Source organism: Salinisphaera sp. T5B8, assembly GCF_040361255.1.
Lineage (GTDB): Bacteria > Pseudomonadota > Gammaproteobacteria > Nevskiales > Salinisphaeraceae > Salinisphaera.
This window is the reverse complement of the sequence record NZ_APNG01000008.1, coordinates 62,476-77,213: the sequence shown is the minus strand read 5'-3', so window position 1 is coordinate 77,213 and position 14,738 is coordinate 62,476. Positions and strand designations below refer to the sequence as shown.

General features: G+C 63.6%; 17 protein-coding genes. 5 read left to right on the top strand and 12 right to left on the bottom strand.

Going from position 1 to position 14,738, the window contains the following annotated elements; translation table 11 throughout:
• Window positions 1–13 precede the first annotated feature (13 nt).
• A complete protein-coding gene (gene rsmI / locus T5B8_RS08995; protein WP_353178101.1) occupies window positions 14–865 on the bottom strand; it encodes a 16S rRNA (cytidine(1402)-2'-O)-methyltransferase in 852 nt (283 codons plus the stop codon).
• A gap of 97 nt (window positions 866–962) precedes the next feature.
• Here rsmI and T5B8_RS08990 point away from each other — a divergent pair, with 97 nt between their 5' ends.
• The 3 genes from T5B8_RS08990 to T5B8_RS08980 all read left to right on the top strand — a co-directional run bounded on the left by T5B8_RS08990 (window position 963) and on the right by T5B8_RS08980 (window position 3,908).
• Complete coding sequence (locus tag T5B8_RS08990; protein ID WP_353178099.1) at window positions 963–2,873, top strand: penicillin-binding protein activator; 1,911 nt, start codon at window positions 963–965, stop codon at window positions 2,871–2,873.
• An 86-nt stretch (window positions 2,874–2,959) separates the two neighbouring features.
• Window positions 2,960–3,319, top strand: a complete 360-nt coding sequence (locus tag T5B8_RS08985; RefSeq protein WP_353178098.1) for a YraN family protein — start codon at window positions 2,960–2,962, stop codon at window positions 3,317–3,319.
• Window positions 3,309–3,908 carry a phosphoheptose isomerase gene (locus tag T5B8_RS08980; protein WP_353178096.1) on the top strand — a complete coding sequence of 200 codons (600 nt, stop codon included), beginning with the start codon at window positions 3,309–3,311 and terminating at the stop codon, window positions 3,906–3,908. Before T5B8_RS08985 ends, T5B8_RS08980 begins: the two co-directional genes overlap by 11 nt.
• 14 nt (window positions 3,909–3,922) lie before the next feature.
• Here T5B8_RS08980 and T5B8_RS08975 read toward each other — a convergent pair whose 3' ends face one another.
• The 11 genes from T5B8_RS08975 to T5B8_RS08925 all read right to left on the bottom strand — a co-directional run bounded on the left by T5B8_RS08975 (window position 3,923) and on the right by T5B8_RS08925 (window position 13,099).
• On the bottom strand, window positions 3,923–4,345 hold the full coding sequence (locus T5B8_RS08975) for a ClpXP protease specificity-enhancing factor (RefSeq protein ID WP_353178229.1): 423 nt from the start codon (window positions 4,343–4,345) through the stop codon (window positions 3,923–3,925).
• Window positions 4,346–4,479: 134 nt separating this feature from the next.
• Window positions 4,480–5,112, bottom strand: coding sequence for a glutathione S-transferase N-terminal domain-containing protein (locus tag T5B8_RS08970; RefSeq protein ID WP_353178094.1), 633 nt, complete (start codon window positions 5,110–5,112; stop codon window positions 4,480–4,482).
• A gap of 24 nt (window positions 5,113–5,136) precedes the next feature.
• The gene (locus T5B8_RS08965) at window positions 5,137–5,889 is read right to left on the bottom strand and encodes a cytochrome c1 (protein WP_353178092.1); all 753 of its coding nucleotides are present in this window, start codon (window positions 5,887–5,889) and stop codon (window positions 5,137–5,139) included.
• Window positions 5,886–7,100: a cytochrome b gene (locus T5B8_RS08960; RefSeq protein WP_353178090.1), complete on the bottom strand. Its 1,215-nt coding sequence runs from the start codon at window positions 7,098–7,100 to the stop codon at window positions 5,886–5,888. Before T5B8_RS08960 ends, T5B8_RS08965 begins: the two co-directional genes overlap by 4 nt.
• Complete coding sequence (petA, locus tag T5B8_RS08955; protein WP_353178088.1) at window positions 7,101–7,700, bottom strand: ubiquinol-cytochrome c reductase iron-sulfur subunit; 600 nt, start codon at window positions 7,698–7,700, stop codon at window positions 7,101–7,103. It abuts the gene before it with no gap.
• A 129-nt stretch (window positions 7,701–7,829) separates the two neighbouring features.
• The gene (hisD, locus tag T5B8_RS08950) at window positions 7,830–9,131 is read right to left on the bottom strand and encodes a histidinol dehydrogenase (RefSeq protein WP_353178228.1); all 1,302 of its coding nucleotides are present in this window, start codon (window positions 9,129–9,131) and stop codon (window positions 7,830–7,832) included.
• Complete coding sequence (gene hisG / locus T5B8_RS08945; protein WP_353178087.1) at window positions 9,131–9,775, bottom strand: ATP phosphoribosyltransferase; 645 nt, start codon at window positions 9,773–9,775, stop codon at window positions 9,131–9,133. Before hisG ends, hisD begins: the two co-directional genes overlap by 1 nt.
• Entirely contained in the window at window positions 9,772–11,064 is a 1,293-nt protein-coding gene (gene murA / locus T5B8_RS08940) for a UDP-N-acetylglucosamine 1-carboxyvinyltransferase (RefSeq protein ID WP_353178086.1), read from the bottom strand. Before murA ends, hisG begins: the two co-directional genes overlap by 4 nt.
• A gap of 28 nt (window positions 11,065–11,092) precedes the next feature.
• Entirely contained in the window at window positions 11,093–11,335 is a 243-nt protein-coding gene (locus T5B8_RS08935) for a BolA family protein (protein WP_353178085.1), read from the bottom strand.
• 73 nt (window positions 11,336–11,408) lie between these two features.
• Window positions 11,409–12,164, bottom strand: coding sequence for an ABC transporter permease (locus tag T5B8_RS08930; protein ID WP_353178083.1), 756 nt, complete (start codon window positions 12,162–12,164; stop codon window positions 11,409–11,411).
• Window positions 12,161–13,099, bottom strand: a complete 939-nt coding sequence (locus T5B8_RS08925; RefSeq protein WP_353178082.1) for an ABC transporter ATP-binding protein — start codon at window positions 13,097–13,099, stop codon at window positions 12,161–12,163. Before T5B8_RS08925 ends, T5B8_RS08930 begins: the two co-directional genes overlap by 4 nt.
• 149 nt (window positions 13,100–13,248) lie before the next feature.
• Here T5B8_RS08925 and T5B8_RS08920 point away from each other — a divergent pair, with 149 nt between their 5' ends.
• Together T5B8_RS08920 and T5B8_RS08915 are read left to right on the top strand one after the other, a co-directional pair.
• Window positions 13,249–14,226: a KpsF/GutQ family sugar-phosphate isomerase gene (locus T5B8_RS08920; RefSeq protein ID WP_353178080.1), complete on the top strand. Its 978-nt coding sequence runs from the start codon at window positions 13,249–13,251 to the stop codon at window positions 14,224–14,226.
• Window positions 14,223–14,732, top strand: coding sequence for a KdsC family phosphatase (locus tag T5B8_RS08915; protein ID WP_353178078.1), 510 nt, complete (start codon window positions 14,223–14,225; stop codon window positions 14,730–14,732). Before T5B8_RS08920 ends, T5B8_RS08915 begins: the two co-directional genes overlap by 4 nt.
• Window positions 14,733–14,738: the final 6 nt, after the last annotated feature.

The following is a 14,738-nucleotide window of genomic DNA, read 5'->3' as shown; positions in this document are numbered from 1 at the left end:
ACGCTGCGGTGCATCAATCGGCAGCCGTAAGCGCCAGTGCCCGGGCATAAATGTCGTTGGTGGCCGCGCCGGTCAGGCGCGCGGCCGCCTTGGCCGCCTGCTTGGTGCCGGTGAGTGCCAACAATTCGCCGAGCAGATCGTCGAGTGCGATCTCGGCGCCATCCCGCCGTTGGAGAGGTCCGCCTTCGATCACCAGCACGAATTCACCGCGCCGGCGATTGTCGTCCTCGGCCAGCCACTGCCCCAGCGCCTCGGCATCGAGCACGACGCTTTGCTCGTGCAGCTTGCTCAGTTCACGGCACAGACCGATACGGCGCGTGGCACCGAATACCGCGGCGATATCGAGTACACAGCGCTCGATACGATGGCTGGACTCGTAGCATATGAGCGTCCGGGTTTCGTCGGCGAGCTCGCCGAGCCGTGCCTGGCGTGCCGTGGCCTTGGCCGGCAGGAAGCCTTCGAACACGAAACGATCGCTGGGCAGCCCGGCCACCGACAGTGCGGCGATCGCGGCACAGGCGCCGGGCACGGCCAGCACCGGATAACCGGCCGCGCGTACCGCACCCACCAGCGTATAGCCGGGGTCGCTGATCAGCGGCGTGCCAGCATCGCTGATCAGCGCGACCGACTCGCCTGCGGCCAGGCTTTCGAGAATACGCTCGACGCGCGCGTGTTCATTGTGTTCGTGCAGCGACACCATCGGCGTATCAATACCCAGATGGCGGGTCAGACGCGCGCTATGGCGCGTATCCTCGGCAGCGATCAAGGCCACATCGGCCAGCGTACGGCGGGCGCGATCACTGAAATCGCCCAGGTTGCCGATCGGTGTGGCCACGATCCAGAGCGCGGCAGGCATCGATTGCATGGTCGTTTCACGACGTAGAGGGATGGCGCTGATATTATGCCGGTCATACTCGCGCGCCTGGGGGGATCTGGCGCGCACACCCGGGAGTTCCAACATTATGACGATCTATAAAAAGCCATCGCTGGGCGTACTGGCCCTGTTGCTGTTTGCCCTGACGATGGCCGGTTGCGCACAGCAACTGCGCGATGCCCAGAGCCGCGACAGCGCCGCGCCGGCGACCAGCCCCGAACAGGCGATCGCGCAGGGCGACTATGCTCGTGCGGCCCAGCTGTATGCCCAGGCCTCGGCCAGCGAATCCAACCCGGATCGCTCGCGCCAGTTGCGCTTCGAAGCCGGCCTGGCGGCCGCCCAGGCGGGCGATGCGCAGATGGCCAAGCAGATCCTGTCGAGCTTTCCGCCGTCCACACTCAACGACCTCGAACGCGCCCGCTACGAACTGGCCCGGCGCGAAGTCAATCTGGTGGGTACGCCGCCCGCGTCCGCGCTCGAACAGTTGCCGCCCCCGAGTAGCGGCACCCCGCCGGCGGTCGCCGAACGGGTCTGGGAAAAACGCGCCCAGCTCTACTTCCAACAGAACGACCTGATCGCCGGTATCAACGCGCTGGTGCAACGTGGCGTGTGGCTGGTCGACGACCGCATGCTGCGCGGTAACGACGACGCGATCTACAGCAAGTCGCTGGATGCCATCGCCGCCGGCCAGGGGCCGCAAAGCCCGGCCGCGCAAAACGCCGACAAGACCACCGTCGGCTGGCTGGCGCTGGCCGAGATCGGCCAGCGGCGCTGGAACAGCCGCAACGAACGTGACCGCGCGCTGGCAGCCTGGGAGGAACGCTTCCCGCAGCATCCGGCCACCCGCGCCGTACTACGCGAGCGCTTCGATTACCGGCCGCGCACGTCGCCGGTCGAGCGTAACCGCCCCGGCCAGCGTTTCGGCCAGGCTCCGCGCCCGCAAAGCGACACCGTCGCCCTGGCCCTGCCCCTGACCGGTCAGTTCGCCAATGCTGCCGAGGCCATTCGCGACGGTTTCCTGTTCGCCTACGAACACGACAGCAGCGCGCCGTCACGTCCGATCATCTACGACACCAACACGATGAGCGCCGACGAGCTGTTGCGTCGTGCACAAAGTGATCGCGTAGGAATCCTCGTGGGCCCGCTGGACAAGCCGAAGGTCGCCGAAATGGCACGGCTGAACAGCCCCATCCCGACCATTGGCCTGAACTACAGCGACACGCCCAACACCCGTGCCGGCTTCTACCAGTTCGCGCTCGCGCCCGAAGACGAGGCCCGCGAGGTCGCGCGCCAAACAGCCGACAAGGGCCGCCGCCGTGCGCTGGCACTGGTGCCCAGCGGCGACTGGGGCCGTCGTGTATTCACCGCGTTTCGTGAAGCATTCGAAAGCCGTGGCGGCCAGATCGTCGATCAGGCCACCTATGAGCCCAGCGAGCCTGACCACCGCGACCCCATCCAGCGCCTGCTGCAGAGTTCTCGCAGCGGCGGCGGCGCCGATTTCATCTTCGTGGCCGGCCAGCCGGACCAGGCGCGCCTGATCCGCAGCCAGCTGCGCTTCTACCGCGCCCGCAGGCTGCCCATGGTCACCACCTCGCATGCCTATACCGGCACCCCCGATCCCGGCAACGATATCGATCTCAATGGGGTGGAATTCGTCGATATGCCCTGGGTCGTCGGCGAAGGCGATTTTCTGGACACGCGTCGCGGCGAAGCCGAACAGGCGTACGGCGCCACCGCCAAGCACTACAAGCGGCTGTTCGCGATGGGCATGGATGCCTGGAAGCTAACCGATCGCATCGCGGAACAGGGCCTGCAGCCAAACGATCTGTTCGAGGGCATGAGCGGCGTGCTCAAGGTCAATCCCGACGGCACGATCCGACGCTATCTCGCCTGGGCGGTATTCCGCGACGGCGAACCGCAGCTCATGGCCATGCCGTCCATCAACGATGCACGTAACGACCAGGCGACCTCCAACAGCCAGGATCCGTGGGCGCGCTAGCGCAATCGACCGGGTCGGCTGCGCGCGCATCGTCGCAGCGCGCCGTCGGCCTGTGGCCGAACCCGCCGCGAGGCTAGCCAAGCACTGTGCCTGGCAACACCCTGGACACCGGCCACGAGGCCGAGGACCGTGTCGACCGGGCCGCGCGCAAGCGCGGCTGGAAGCGTATCGCACGCAACTACAACGTACGCGGCGGCGAACTCGATCTGGTCTACGACGCCAAGGGCATGCTGGTGATCGTGGAAGTGCGCTATCGCGCACGTAGCGATTATGGCGGCGCCGCGGGCAGCGTCACCCGCAGCAAGCAACAGCGTATCGTGCGTGCCGCCCGCCATTTTCTGGTGCAATATCCGCGCTATGCGCAGGCCACCATCCGTTTCGATGTGGTCGGCGTGAATGCGAACAATGAACTCGACTGGATAGAGAACGCTTTCTATGCCGAATAATACCGACACGCGCGTTCAGCTGATCACGCAACTGTTTGCCGACAATGCGCAGGCCAACATGGCCACGCTCGCCGCCACGGACCAGCAGATCGTCAGCGCCGCCGATATGCTGATCGACTGCCTGAACGACGGGCACAAGGTGCTGTCCTGTGGCAACGGCGGTTCGGCCGGCGACGCCCAGCATTTCTCCTCGGAACTGATCAACCGGTTCGAACGCGAACGCCGTGCCCTGCCGGCCATCGCCCTGACCACGGAAAGCTCCACGCTGACCGCAATCGCCAACGACTACGCCTATAACCGGCTGTTTTCGCGCCAGGTGGAAGCGCTTGGCCAGCCCGGCGACATACTGCTGGCGATCAGCACCAGCGGCAATTCCGCCAACGTATGTGAAGCGATCGATACCGCCCATGCCCAGGGCCTGAACGTGCTTGCACTCACCGGTCGCGACGGCGGACGCATGGCGGCAATGCTGGACGAAGACGACTGCGAATTACGCGCCGCCGCCGACAGCACGGCACGCATACAGGAAATGCACCTGTTGTTCATTCACTGTCTGTGCCGGCTGATCGAGGACGATCTACTCGGCTGAGCCCCGCGGGGTGGCTACTTCACCACCTTGAGATGCGGGTGCTTGTTCTTGCTTTCGCCCGCGTCGTCATCCGAGCCGGTATCGCGACCGCCACCCGGGCCGCCATCCGGCGGCGTGGGCGTGCTCTCGACATCGCCGAAGAGCATGCCTTCGCCGTTTTCACGCGCGTATAACGCCAGCACCGCACCCGGCGGCACACTGACGTTATAACTCTGGCCGGAAAACCGAGCCGAGAAGCTGATCAACTCATTCTCCAGTGACAGACCGCGCACCGCGCCGGGGCTGATATTGACCGTAATCTTGCCCTCCTCGGTCACGAACTGGCGCGGCACATCGACACCATCGGCATCGGCGGCAACCAGCAGATGCGGGGTCAGATCGTTATCGAGCACCCAATCGTAGAGCGCTCGAATCAGATACGGCCGTCGGGACGTCAGTTCGGCCATCAACACAACCTCAACTCAATTTCTAAACGAATAGCCTGATTCGAAGGTGGGGCAGATCGGGCGTCTACGCAAGTGGCGTATTCGCATACGCCGGCTCGGTCGACCCGGCTCGCCAATTTCCGCGGTCAGCGAGCGGCCGGAAGTGTGCCCATTTCCGCCTCGAGCGCGGACAGGCTTTGCGCAAAGGCAGGCCTTGCGAACAGGCGCTCGGCATAACGCGTCAGCGTCTTGGCATGACGTTGCGGCACACGCACGCCGTAGTAGTCCAGGCGCCATAGAATGGGCGCCAGGGTACAGTCGACCAGGGAATACTCCTCGCCGACATATTCGCGCGGCGAGAAATCGGCTGCCAGCGTCGTGAGCAACTCGGTCATGCGCTCGCGTGCCTTGCGCGCTACTGCCGGCGTGCTGTCCAGATCGGCACAAAGTTCGTACAGATCGGACTCCATACGAAAGATGGCAAGCCGATATTGCGCCCGCAGAACCGGGTCGACCGGCATCAGCGGCGGATGCGGATAGCGCTCGTCGATATACTCGAGAATGATACGCGGGTCGTAGACCACCAGCTCGCGGTCGACCAGCGTCGGCACCGTGTTATACGGATTGAGCTCGAGCAGATCCTCGCTCTCTTCATCCTCGCGCAGCTCGACCACGTTGTAGCTGTCGACGCCCTTTTCGGCCATCACCAGCCGCACCCGATGGCTGTGGACACAGCCCGGGCGCGAGTACAGCGTGATCGTGGCGCTACGAGCGGCCATGCTCAGCAGCGCCCACGCGACGTATCAATGCACATCGCGCCAGAACTCACGCTTGAGCATATAGGCCAGTGCCGTGAACAGCAGCAGGAACACGATCACCTTGAAGCCGAGCGAGTAACGCACCAGCTTGGCCGGCTCACCAACATAGACCAGAAAGTTGGTCAGATCGCCCACCGCGGCCTTGTATTCGGCCGGGTCGAGCTGGCCTTCCTGGACCAGTTCGAATTCGGGCGCACCGTGGCCTTCGCCGTGCGATTCGCCTTCGCCGCCTTCAGCCGACTCGTCGTGCTTGAGTGCCTGATACCCCTGCAAGGGGGCCAGCACCGCCGGCATGGCCGTATTGCTCATCACCACGTTATTCACGCCGGTCGGACGCGAGTCGTCGAGGTAGAAGCTCAGCAGAAAGCTGTAGATCCAGTCGGCGCCACGCTCACGGGCGGTCAACGACAGATCCGGCGGCGCCTTGCCGAACCATTCGGCCGCGCTTTCGGCATCCATGGTGCCCTGGATGGTGTCGTGGATCTTGCCCCGGGTCATCATGAGGTTGTTTTCCATGACGTCCTCGGGGATATCCAGATCGTCGGCAATACGCTGGTAGCGCATGTATTGCAGCGAATGACAGCCCGAGCAGTAGTTCATGAACATCTTGGCGCCACGCTGCAGCGAAGCCTGGTTGCCCAGATTGGTTTCATGATGGAAAGGCACGGATTCGCCGCCTGCCGCCAATGCGGCCAGCGGCATCATCAGAAACAGCGCAATGAAAAACCGACGCATCATCCCGTCACCCTTTCCGGAACCGGCTTGGTCCTGTCGATGATGCTGTAGAGCGGCATCAGCAGGAAGAACGCGAAATAGACAATCGTGGCGATCCGCGCGATCAACGTCAGCGTCGGGTTCGGCGCCTGGGTGCCGATATAGCCCAGCACGATGAACGACACCACGAATGCAGCCAGCATCGCCTTGAAGATCAGACCCTTGTAGCGGATCGATTTCACCTTGCTGCGATCCAGCCACGGCAGCACGAACATGATCAACACCGCGCCGAACATGGTGATCACGCCACCGAGCTTATCGGGCACGGCACGCAACATCGCGTAGAACGGAGTGAAGTACCACACCGGCGCAATATGTTCCGGCGTAACCGACGGATTGGCTTCGGTGAAGTTCGGCGGCTCGAGGAAGAACCCGCCGAATTCCGGCGCGAAGAAGATTACGCCCGAGAACAGGATCAGGAACACGCCCACACCGAACAGATCCTTCACCGTGTAGTACGGGTGGAAGGGAATGCCATCCACCGGATGGCCGTCGGCGTTCTTGTTGGCCTTGATCTCGATACCGTCGGGGTTGTTCGAACCCACATGATGCAGCGCCATGATATGCGCGATCACGAGGCCAACCAGCACGAACGGCAGCGCCACGACGTGCAGGGCAAAGAAGCGGTTGAGCGTGGCGTCGCCGATCACGAAGTCGCCGCGAATCCAGGTCGTGAGCTGTTCGCCCACCACCGGAATCGCCGAGAACAGCGAGATGATCACCTGCGCGCCCCAATAGGACATGTTGCCCCACGGCAGCACGTAACCCATGAAGGCTTCGGCCATGAGCGCCAGAAAGATCAGGCAGCCGAAAATCCACAGCAGTTCACGCGGCTTGCGGTACGAGCCGTACAGCAGGGCACGGAACATGTGCAGATAGACGACGATAAAGAAGAACGATGCACCCGTGGAATGCATGTAGCGGATCAGCCAGCCCCACTCCACATCGCGCATGATGTAGGCAACCGAGCCGAAGGCAGCGGCAGCGGACGGCTTGTAGAACATCGCCAGCCAGATGCCGGTGATCAGCTGGTTGGCCAGCACCAGCATGGCCAGCGAGCCGAAGTAGTACCAGACGTTGAAGTTCTTCGGAGCGTAGTACTGGCCGATGTGTTCGTTCCACAGCTGGGTCGCCGGGAACCGGGCATCGACCCAGTTCATGAACTTGCTTGCCATTTACGCAGCCTCCTCGCCGCCCTGGTTCGGATCCTCGCCTACCACTATAAGGCTGTCGCTCTCATAGCGATGCGGCGGCACGACCATATTGAGTGGCGCCGGTTGGGCCGCATATACACGGCCCGAGATATCGTACTTCGAGCCATGACAGGGGCAGAAGAAGCCACTGTAGTCGAGCTGACCGCCGCTGGCCTCGGGCCGATATTTCGGCGAGCACCCCAGATGCGTACAGATGCCGACCATCACCAGAACCGCCGGCTTGATCGAGCGGTGCGGGTTGCGGCAGTACTCGGGCTGCTGGTCCATCTTGGATTCCGGGTCTGCCAGTTCCGGCGCGACTTCATCCAGGGTTTCCAGCATGTCGGGCGTGCGACGCACCACCCAGACCGGCTTGCCTCGCCAGGTCACGCTGACCATGGCGCCCTCTTCCAATGCAGCGATGTTGACCTCCACCGGAGCGCCAGCCGCCTTGGCGCGCGCACTCGGCAGCCAGGACTTGACAAACGGTGTGGCCACAAAGGCCGCGCCCACGCCACCGACGGCTGCGGTGGCGGTGGTCAAAAATCGGCGTTTGCCGACGTCGACCCCCTCTTTGCTCATGCGTAAAACCTCTTCGAGCAGGGCAGAAATGCCGGTTCGATTTTTCTGATGGGTGCGTGATCCGCAGCGTAGCAGGACGCCGCAAGGAGTCTGAAAAGTATAGCACAGCGCGACGTAATCACAGCTGACTCAGTCCTGTGGATTGCCGGCACGTACCCGCGCCGAGGCGGCGTGGGCATACAGACCTTCACCGAGTGCCAGCTCTTCAGCGACCGGAGCCAAGGCGGCCGCGCCTGCCGGACTGGCCTGGATGATCGACAGCCGCTTCTGGAAATCGTAAACGCCAAGCGCCGACGAAAAACGCGCCGTGCGCCCGGTGGGCAATACGTGATTGGGCCCAGCGCAGTAGTCGCCAAACGCCTCGGGCGTGCGATGGCCCATGAAGATCGCGCCCGCGTGCTGGATGCCGTCCAGCAACGCATCCGGATCGGCGACAGCCAACTCCAGATGTTCCGGGGCAATACGATTGGACAGCGCAAGCGCCTCGGCCATATCGGCGACCGCGATCAATGCGCCGTGATTGGCCAGCGATGCACGAATGATGTCGCAACGCGGCTGGTCTTCGAGCAGACGTTCGACCGCGGCTTCGACCGCAGTCAGAAACGAGGCATCCGGGCTGATCAGCAACGCGCGCGAATCCTCGCCATGTTCGGCCTGGGCGAATAGATCGAGTGCGGCCCAGTCCGGGTCACCGCTGCCATCGGCGAGAATCAGCACCTCGGACGGCCCGGCGACGGACTCGATCCCCACCCGGCCGAATACCTGACGCTTGGCTTCCGCCACATAGGCATTGCCCGGGCCCACGATCTTGTCGACCCCGGGCACGCTTTCGGTGCCATAGGCCAGCGCAGCAACCGCCTGGGCGCCGCCGATGGTAAAGAAGCGATCGACGCCGGCGAGCGCGGCCGCGGCCAGCACCCAGTCGTTGACCTCGCCGCCCGGTGCGGGCGAGACCATCACGATTTCCGACACGCCGGCCACCTGCGCCGGCAAGGCGTTCATCAACACACTCGACGGATAGGCTGCCTTGCCGCCCGGCGCATAGATGCCGGCACGTTCGATTGCACGCACGACCTGGCCCAGCCGATTGCCGTATTCGTCCTCGTACGCCTGGGCCGTAATCTTCTGCGACTCGGCATAGCGCCGAATACGATCGGCCGCGCTTTCCAGCGCAGCACGCGGCTTGGCCGGCATCGCCTCGAGGGCGGCGGCCAGACGCGCGGGCGCAATTTCCAGCGCGCCCATGTCGCTGGCCGGATGGCGATCGAGTTCGCGGGTGTATTCGACGACTGCCGCATCGCCGCGTGCGCGCACATCGCCAATGATGGCGGCCACGCGACTATCGATTTCGGCCTGGGCCGGCGTATCGCTATCGATCAACGCTTCGAATTGCGATTCGAAGTCGGCCGAAGCACTGTCCAGACGCCGCATCACGCCGGACCTCCGGCCTTCGGATCGAACAGTTCGATCAGTTCACCGATCTCGGCATGCTTCATCTTCTGGGCCGCCTTGTTGACGACCAGCCGCGCGCTGATGTCCTCGATCACCTCGAACGGCTCCAGGCCGTTGGCGCGCAGCGTGTTACCCGTATCCACCAGGTCCACGATCACATCCGCCAGTCCTACCAGCGGTGCCAGCTCCATCGAGCCGTAGAGCTTGATGATCTCGACCTGCCGGCCGAGCCGCGAGAAATAAGCCCGCGTGGTTTCGACGTATTTGGTGGCCACTCGCAGCGGGCGATGGCCGGCTGCATCCATTGCGCCCGGCAGGCCAGCGGTCATGAGTTTGCAGCGCGCGATACCCAGATCCAGCGGCTCGTAGAGATCGGCGCCCCCGTGTTCGATGAGCACGTCCTTGCCGGAAATGCCGATATCGGCCGCGCCGTAGGCCACGAAGGTCGGCACGTCCGAGGCGCGAATCACGAGCAGCCGCAGGCCGGGCCGGTTGGTCTCGAACACCAGCTTGCGCGATTTGTCCGGATCGACCTCCGGCTCGATACCCGCAGCGGCCAGCAGCGGCAGCGTGGCTTCGAGAATGCGCCCCTTGGAAAGCGCGAGCGTGATCTGGCGGCTCATGCGCTCACCTCACGCGCGGTCACCGGCGCGCGATCGGGCAGACGCTGAATATGCCCGCCCAGCTGCGCCATCTTTTCCTCGATACATTCATAGCCGCGATCGATGTGATAGATCCGCCGCACGTCGGTCGAACCATCGGCGACCAAGCCGGCAATCACCAGCGAAGCCGAGGCGCGCAGATCGGTCGCCATCACCGGCGCGCCGGTCAGGCGCTGGATACCGGTCACGATCACGGTATTGCCTTCCTGGCGAATCTTCGCACCCATGCGCTGCAGCTCGGATACGTGCATGAAACGATTTTCGAACACCGTTTCCGTGACCGTACCCACCCCGTCCGCGAGCGCGTTGAGCACACAGAACTGCGCCTGCATATCGGTGGGAAACCCGGGATACGGCGCCGTGCGCAGATTGACCGACCGTGCCTGCTTGCCACGCATGTCGACTTCGATCCAGTCGTTGCCGGTGGCGATATGCGCGCCCGCCTCGGCAAGCTTGTCGGTGATCGCATCGACCAGACTCGGATCGGTATGGGTGACCTTGACCCGACCCCGGCTGGCCGCACCGGCCACCAGAAAGGTGCCGGTTTCGATTCGATCGGGCAGCACGCGATGACGCGCGCCGTGGAGCTTCTTCTTGCCGCGGATGGTAATCGTGGACGTGCCGGCGCCTTCGATCTCCGCGCCCATGGCGATCAGACAGCGGGCCAGATCCACCACTTCCGGCTCACGGGCGGCATTTTCGAGAATCGTGACGCCGTCAGCCAGCGTGGCCGCCATCATCAGGTTTTCGGTACCGGTGACGGTGACCGTATCCATGGCGATACGTGCCCCCTTGAGCCGGCTGCAGCGCGCTTTCACATAGCCGGCCTCGACCCTTATTTCCGCGCCCATGGCCTCTAGGCCGCGCAGATGAATATCCACCGGGCGGGCGCCGATCGCACAGCCGCCGGGCAACGACACTTCGGCCTCGCCGTGGCGTGCCAGCAACGGGCCCAGCACCAGAATCGAGGCGCGCATGGTCTTGACCAGATCATAAGGCGCGACACAGCGGGTGATCGTGGAGGCATCGGCCTCGACCACCATGTAGTCACCAATGGTCACCGACACGCCCATATGCGCGAGCAGTACGTTGGTGGTGGTCACATCTTCCAGATGCGGCACGTTTTCCACCAGCAACGGCTCGTCGATGAGCAATGCCGCGGTCATGATCGGCAGGGTGGCGTTTTTAGCCCCCGAGGCACGCACGCTGCCGTTCAACGGCGGCCCGCCCTCGATGCGCAGTAGATCCATCGCGCGTAATCCTAAAAAGTCGGTGTTATCAGGACGCGGCGGCGAATTCGTCGGGCGTCCAGGTCTTCATGGTCAGGGCATGGATTTCGTTGCCCATGAGTTCGCCAAGCGCGGCGTACACCATCATCTGGCGCTTGACCGGCGGCTTGCCTTCGAAACTTTCGCTCACGATCCGGCCGGCGAAATGCACGCCGTCGTCGCTCACGATCTTCACATCGGCGTCGGGCAAGGCGGATACGATAAGTTCGCGTACGGCTTCCGGGCTATACATGATTCGGGTTCGTTGGAAAAAACGCAGCGCGAAATGCTAGCACGAGCGACCCGCTGGCGGCCGCTTTTCCACGCTAGCCGCGGATCTTGTAACCCTTGGCCAGCATGGTCACACAGATCGACGACACGAATACGAAAAACGCTGCCGCGACCACCACGCTGCGCAACGGATCGCTGTCACCGACCCCGAAAAAGCCCTGCCGGAATCCATCGATCATGTAGAAGAACGGATTGAAGTGCGAGGCCTTCTGCCAGAACTCGGGCAGCGAATGAATCGAGTAGAACACGCCGGACAGAAACGACAGCGGCATGATGAAGAAATTCTGAAACGCGGCCAGATGGTCGAACTTGTTCGCGAGAATACCGGCGATCAGACCCATCACGGCCAGCGTACCCCCGCCGAACACCAGCATGGTGGCCACCAGCAACGGATTCGATACCGGCACGCTCACGAACAGCTGGGTGACCAGATACAACACCACCGCCACCAGTGTCGCGCGCACCAGCGAGGCGCCGATATAGGCCAGATAGATCTCGAAGGCCGACAGCGGCGTCATCAGCAAAAACACCAGATTGCCGTTGATCTTGGACTGGGTCAGGCTCGACGAGGTGTTGGCGAAGGAGTTCTGGATGATGCTCATCATCATCAGCCCCGGCACCAGAAACGCCGACGCCGGCACGCCCTGGATTTCCTGGCCCTGAAGCACCTGGCCGAACACCACCATGTAGAGCAGTGCCGTGACCACCGGCGCGCCCACGGTCTGCAGAATAACACTGTAGAAGCGGCGGACTTCCTTGGAAAAAAGCGTGAAACAGCCCTGCCAGTTCATGCGGCGTCCTCGTCGTGGTCGTGCGAGTGGTCGGTCAGCTCGACGAAGATGTTCTCCAGCGACGGCTCACGGGTGCGTACATCCTGTATGCGATAGCCCGCATCGCGGATCGCTTCCATGACATCGGCAATGAAATCCTTGCCCTGCTCGAGTTTGAGTTCGAGCGTATCGTCGTGGCGATCCTCGATGAGCCGCTCGACACTGGCCGGCAGCGCGCCGCCCTGACCGGACAGCTGGAGCGACAAAAATCGATACGGATGCCGGTCGAGCAAGGCGCGCTTGTCCTCGAGCACCGACAACCGGCCCTGGTCGAGAATCGCGATGCGGTCGCACAGCTCCTCGGCCTCTTCCAGATAGTGCGTGGTCAACACGATGGTATGACCGGCATCGTTGAGCTCGCGGGTGAAATGCCAGAGCGTGCGCCGCAGTTCCACATCCACGCCCGCGGTGGGCTCGTCGAGAATCACCACGCCCGGCTTATGCACCAGCGCCTGGGCGATGAGCACCCGCCGCTTCATGCCGCCGGAGAGCGCGCGCATGGATACCTCGGCCTTGTTGGTCAGGTCCAGGCGCTCGAGCAGCTCATCGATCCAGGGCCAGTAATCCTTGCCGCAGCCAAAATAACCGGCCTGGATACGCAACATCTCGCGCACCGGAAAGAACGGGTCGTAGACCAGCTCCTGCGGCACCACGCCCAGCGCGCGCCGAGACTGGCGGAAATCGCGCCGCACATCGTGGCCAAGTACGGCCACATTGCCGGACGTCGCATGGGTCAATCCGGCGATGATGCTGATCAGGGTGGACTTGCCGGCGCCGTTGGGGCCCAGCAGGCCGAAATATTCGCCCGGACGGATATCGAAAGACACACCCTTGAGCGCATGCGTGCTCGGGTAGCGCTTTTCGACATTCTGTATGGAGATAGCGGGTTCGGTCATCGCAGCCGCGCAAGTCGAGCAAAAGGGCGCGCATTATACGGGGCGCATGCAAACCTGCATACGCCAACGACCGCAACCCGAACCGCCGCGCTGCGAAAGCCTGAACGAACAATATCTTGGCGATTCGCAGCTACGCTAGAATAGTGGCCATGAACACACAGGACATTCTCCACTCGGCGCGCCGCGTGATCGATATCGAGGCCGCGGCCGCAGCCGCACTGGCTTCGCGTATCGATGCCTCGTTTGCCGCCGCCGCCGAAACGCTGCTGGGTTGCCGTGGCCGTGTGGTGGTGACCGGCATGGGCAAATCGGGCCATATCGGCGGCAAGATCGCGGCCACCCTGGCCTCCACCGGCACGCCCGCATTCTTTGTACATCCGGGCGAGGCCAGCCACGGCGATCTGGGCATGATCACCGCCGAGGACGTCGTGATCGCCCTGTCCTATTCCGGCGAGACGGGCGAGATTCTGACCATTCTGCCGCTGATCAAGCGTCTCGACCTACCGCTGATCGCCATGACGGGCAATGCCCAGTCCACATTGGCGCGCCGGGCCGATGTCCATCTGGACGTGGCGGTGGAAATCGAAGCGTGCCCGCTCGAACTTGCGCCCACCTCGTCGACCACCGCGACGCTGGTCATGGGCGATGCGCTGGCCATCGCCCTGCTTGAAGCACGCCACTTCACCGCCGAGGATTTCGCCCGCTCGCACCCCGGCGGCGCGCTCGGGCGACGCTTGCTGCTGACGGTGGCCGATATCATGCATACCGGCGAACAGCTGCCGCTCGTGCCCGAAAGCGCGCTGCTGCGCGAAGCGCTGCTGGAAATGAGCGCCAAGGGGCTGGGCATGACCGGCGTGGTCAATGACCACGGCAAACTGGCCGGCGTATTTACCGATGGCGATCTGCGTCGCACACTGGATCAGGACATCGACATCAAACATGCCGGCATTGCCGAACACATGACCCGTTCGCCCAAGACCGTGACCGCCGACATGCTCGCCGCCGAGGCGGTACGCATGCTGCAGACGCACCGGATCGGCGGCGGTGCATTACTGGTGGTAGATGCCGATAATCGCCCCCAGGGGGCGCTCAACATGCAGGACTTCCTGCGAGCCGGAGTGATATGAAACCCGAGGCCAGCGAAATACAACAGCGTGCTGCCGACATTCGTGTCGCGGTATTCGATGTCGACGGTGTGATGACCGACGGCAAGCTCTATCTCTACGACCACGGCGAAGAGATCAAGAGCATGCACGTACGTGACGGCCTGGGCATCCAGCGCCTGCAGGCCGCCGGCGTGGCCGTGGCCGCGATCAGTGGCCGCCCATCGCCGGCGGTCGCCGCGCGCCTGCATGCCCTGGGCGTGGACTACATCTATCTCGACAGCCACGACAAGCAGCTGGATTTCGAAGCCTTGCTGGCCGAACTCGAACTCACGCCGGATCAGGCCGCGGTCATGGGCGACGACCTGCCCGACCTGGGCCTCATGCGCCAGGCCCGCCTGGCCATGGCGGTGGCCAACGCGGTCGATGAAGTCATCGAAACCGCCCACTGGGTGAGTCGTTTCGAGGGCGGCCAGGGCGCGGTTCGCGAAGCCTGCGAACTGATCATCGCCGCCCATAACGCCCACTAGCCATAC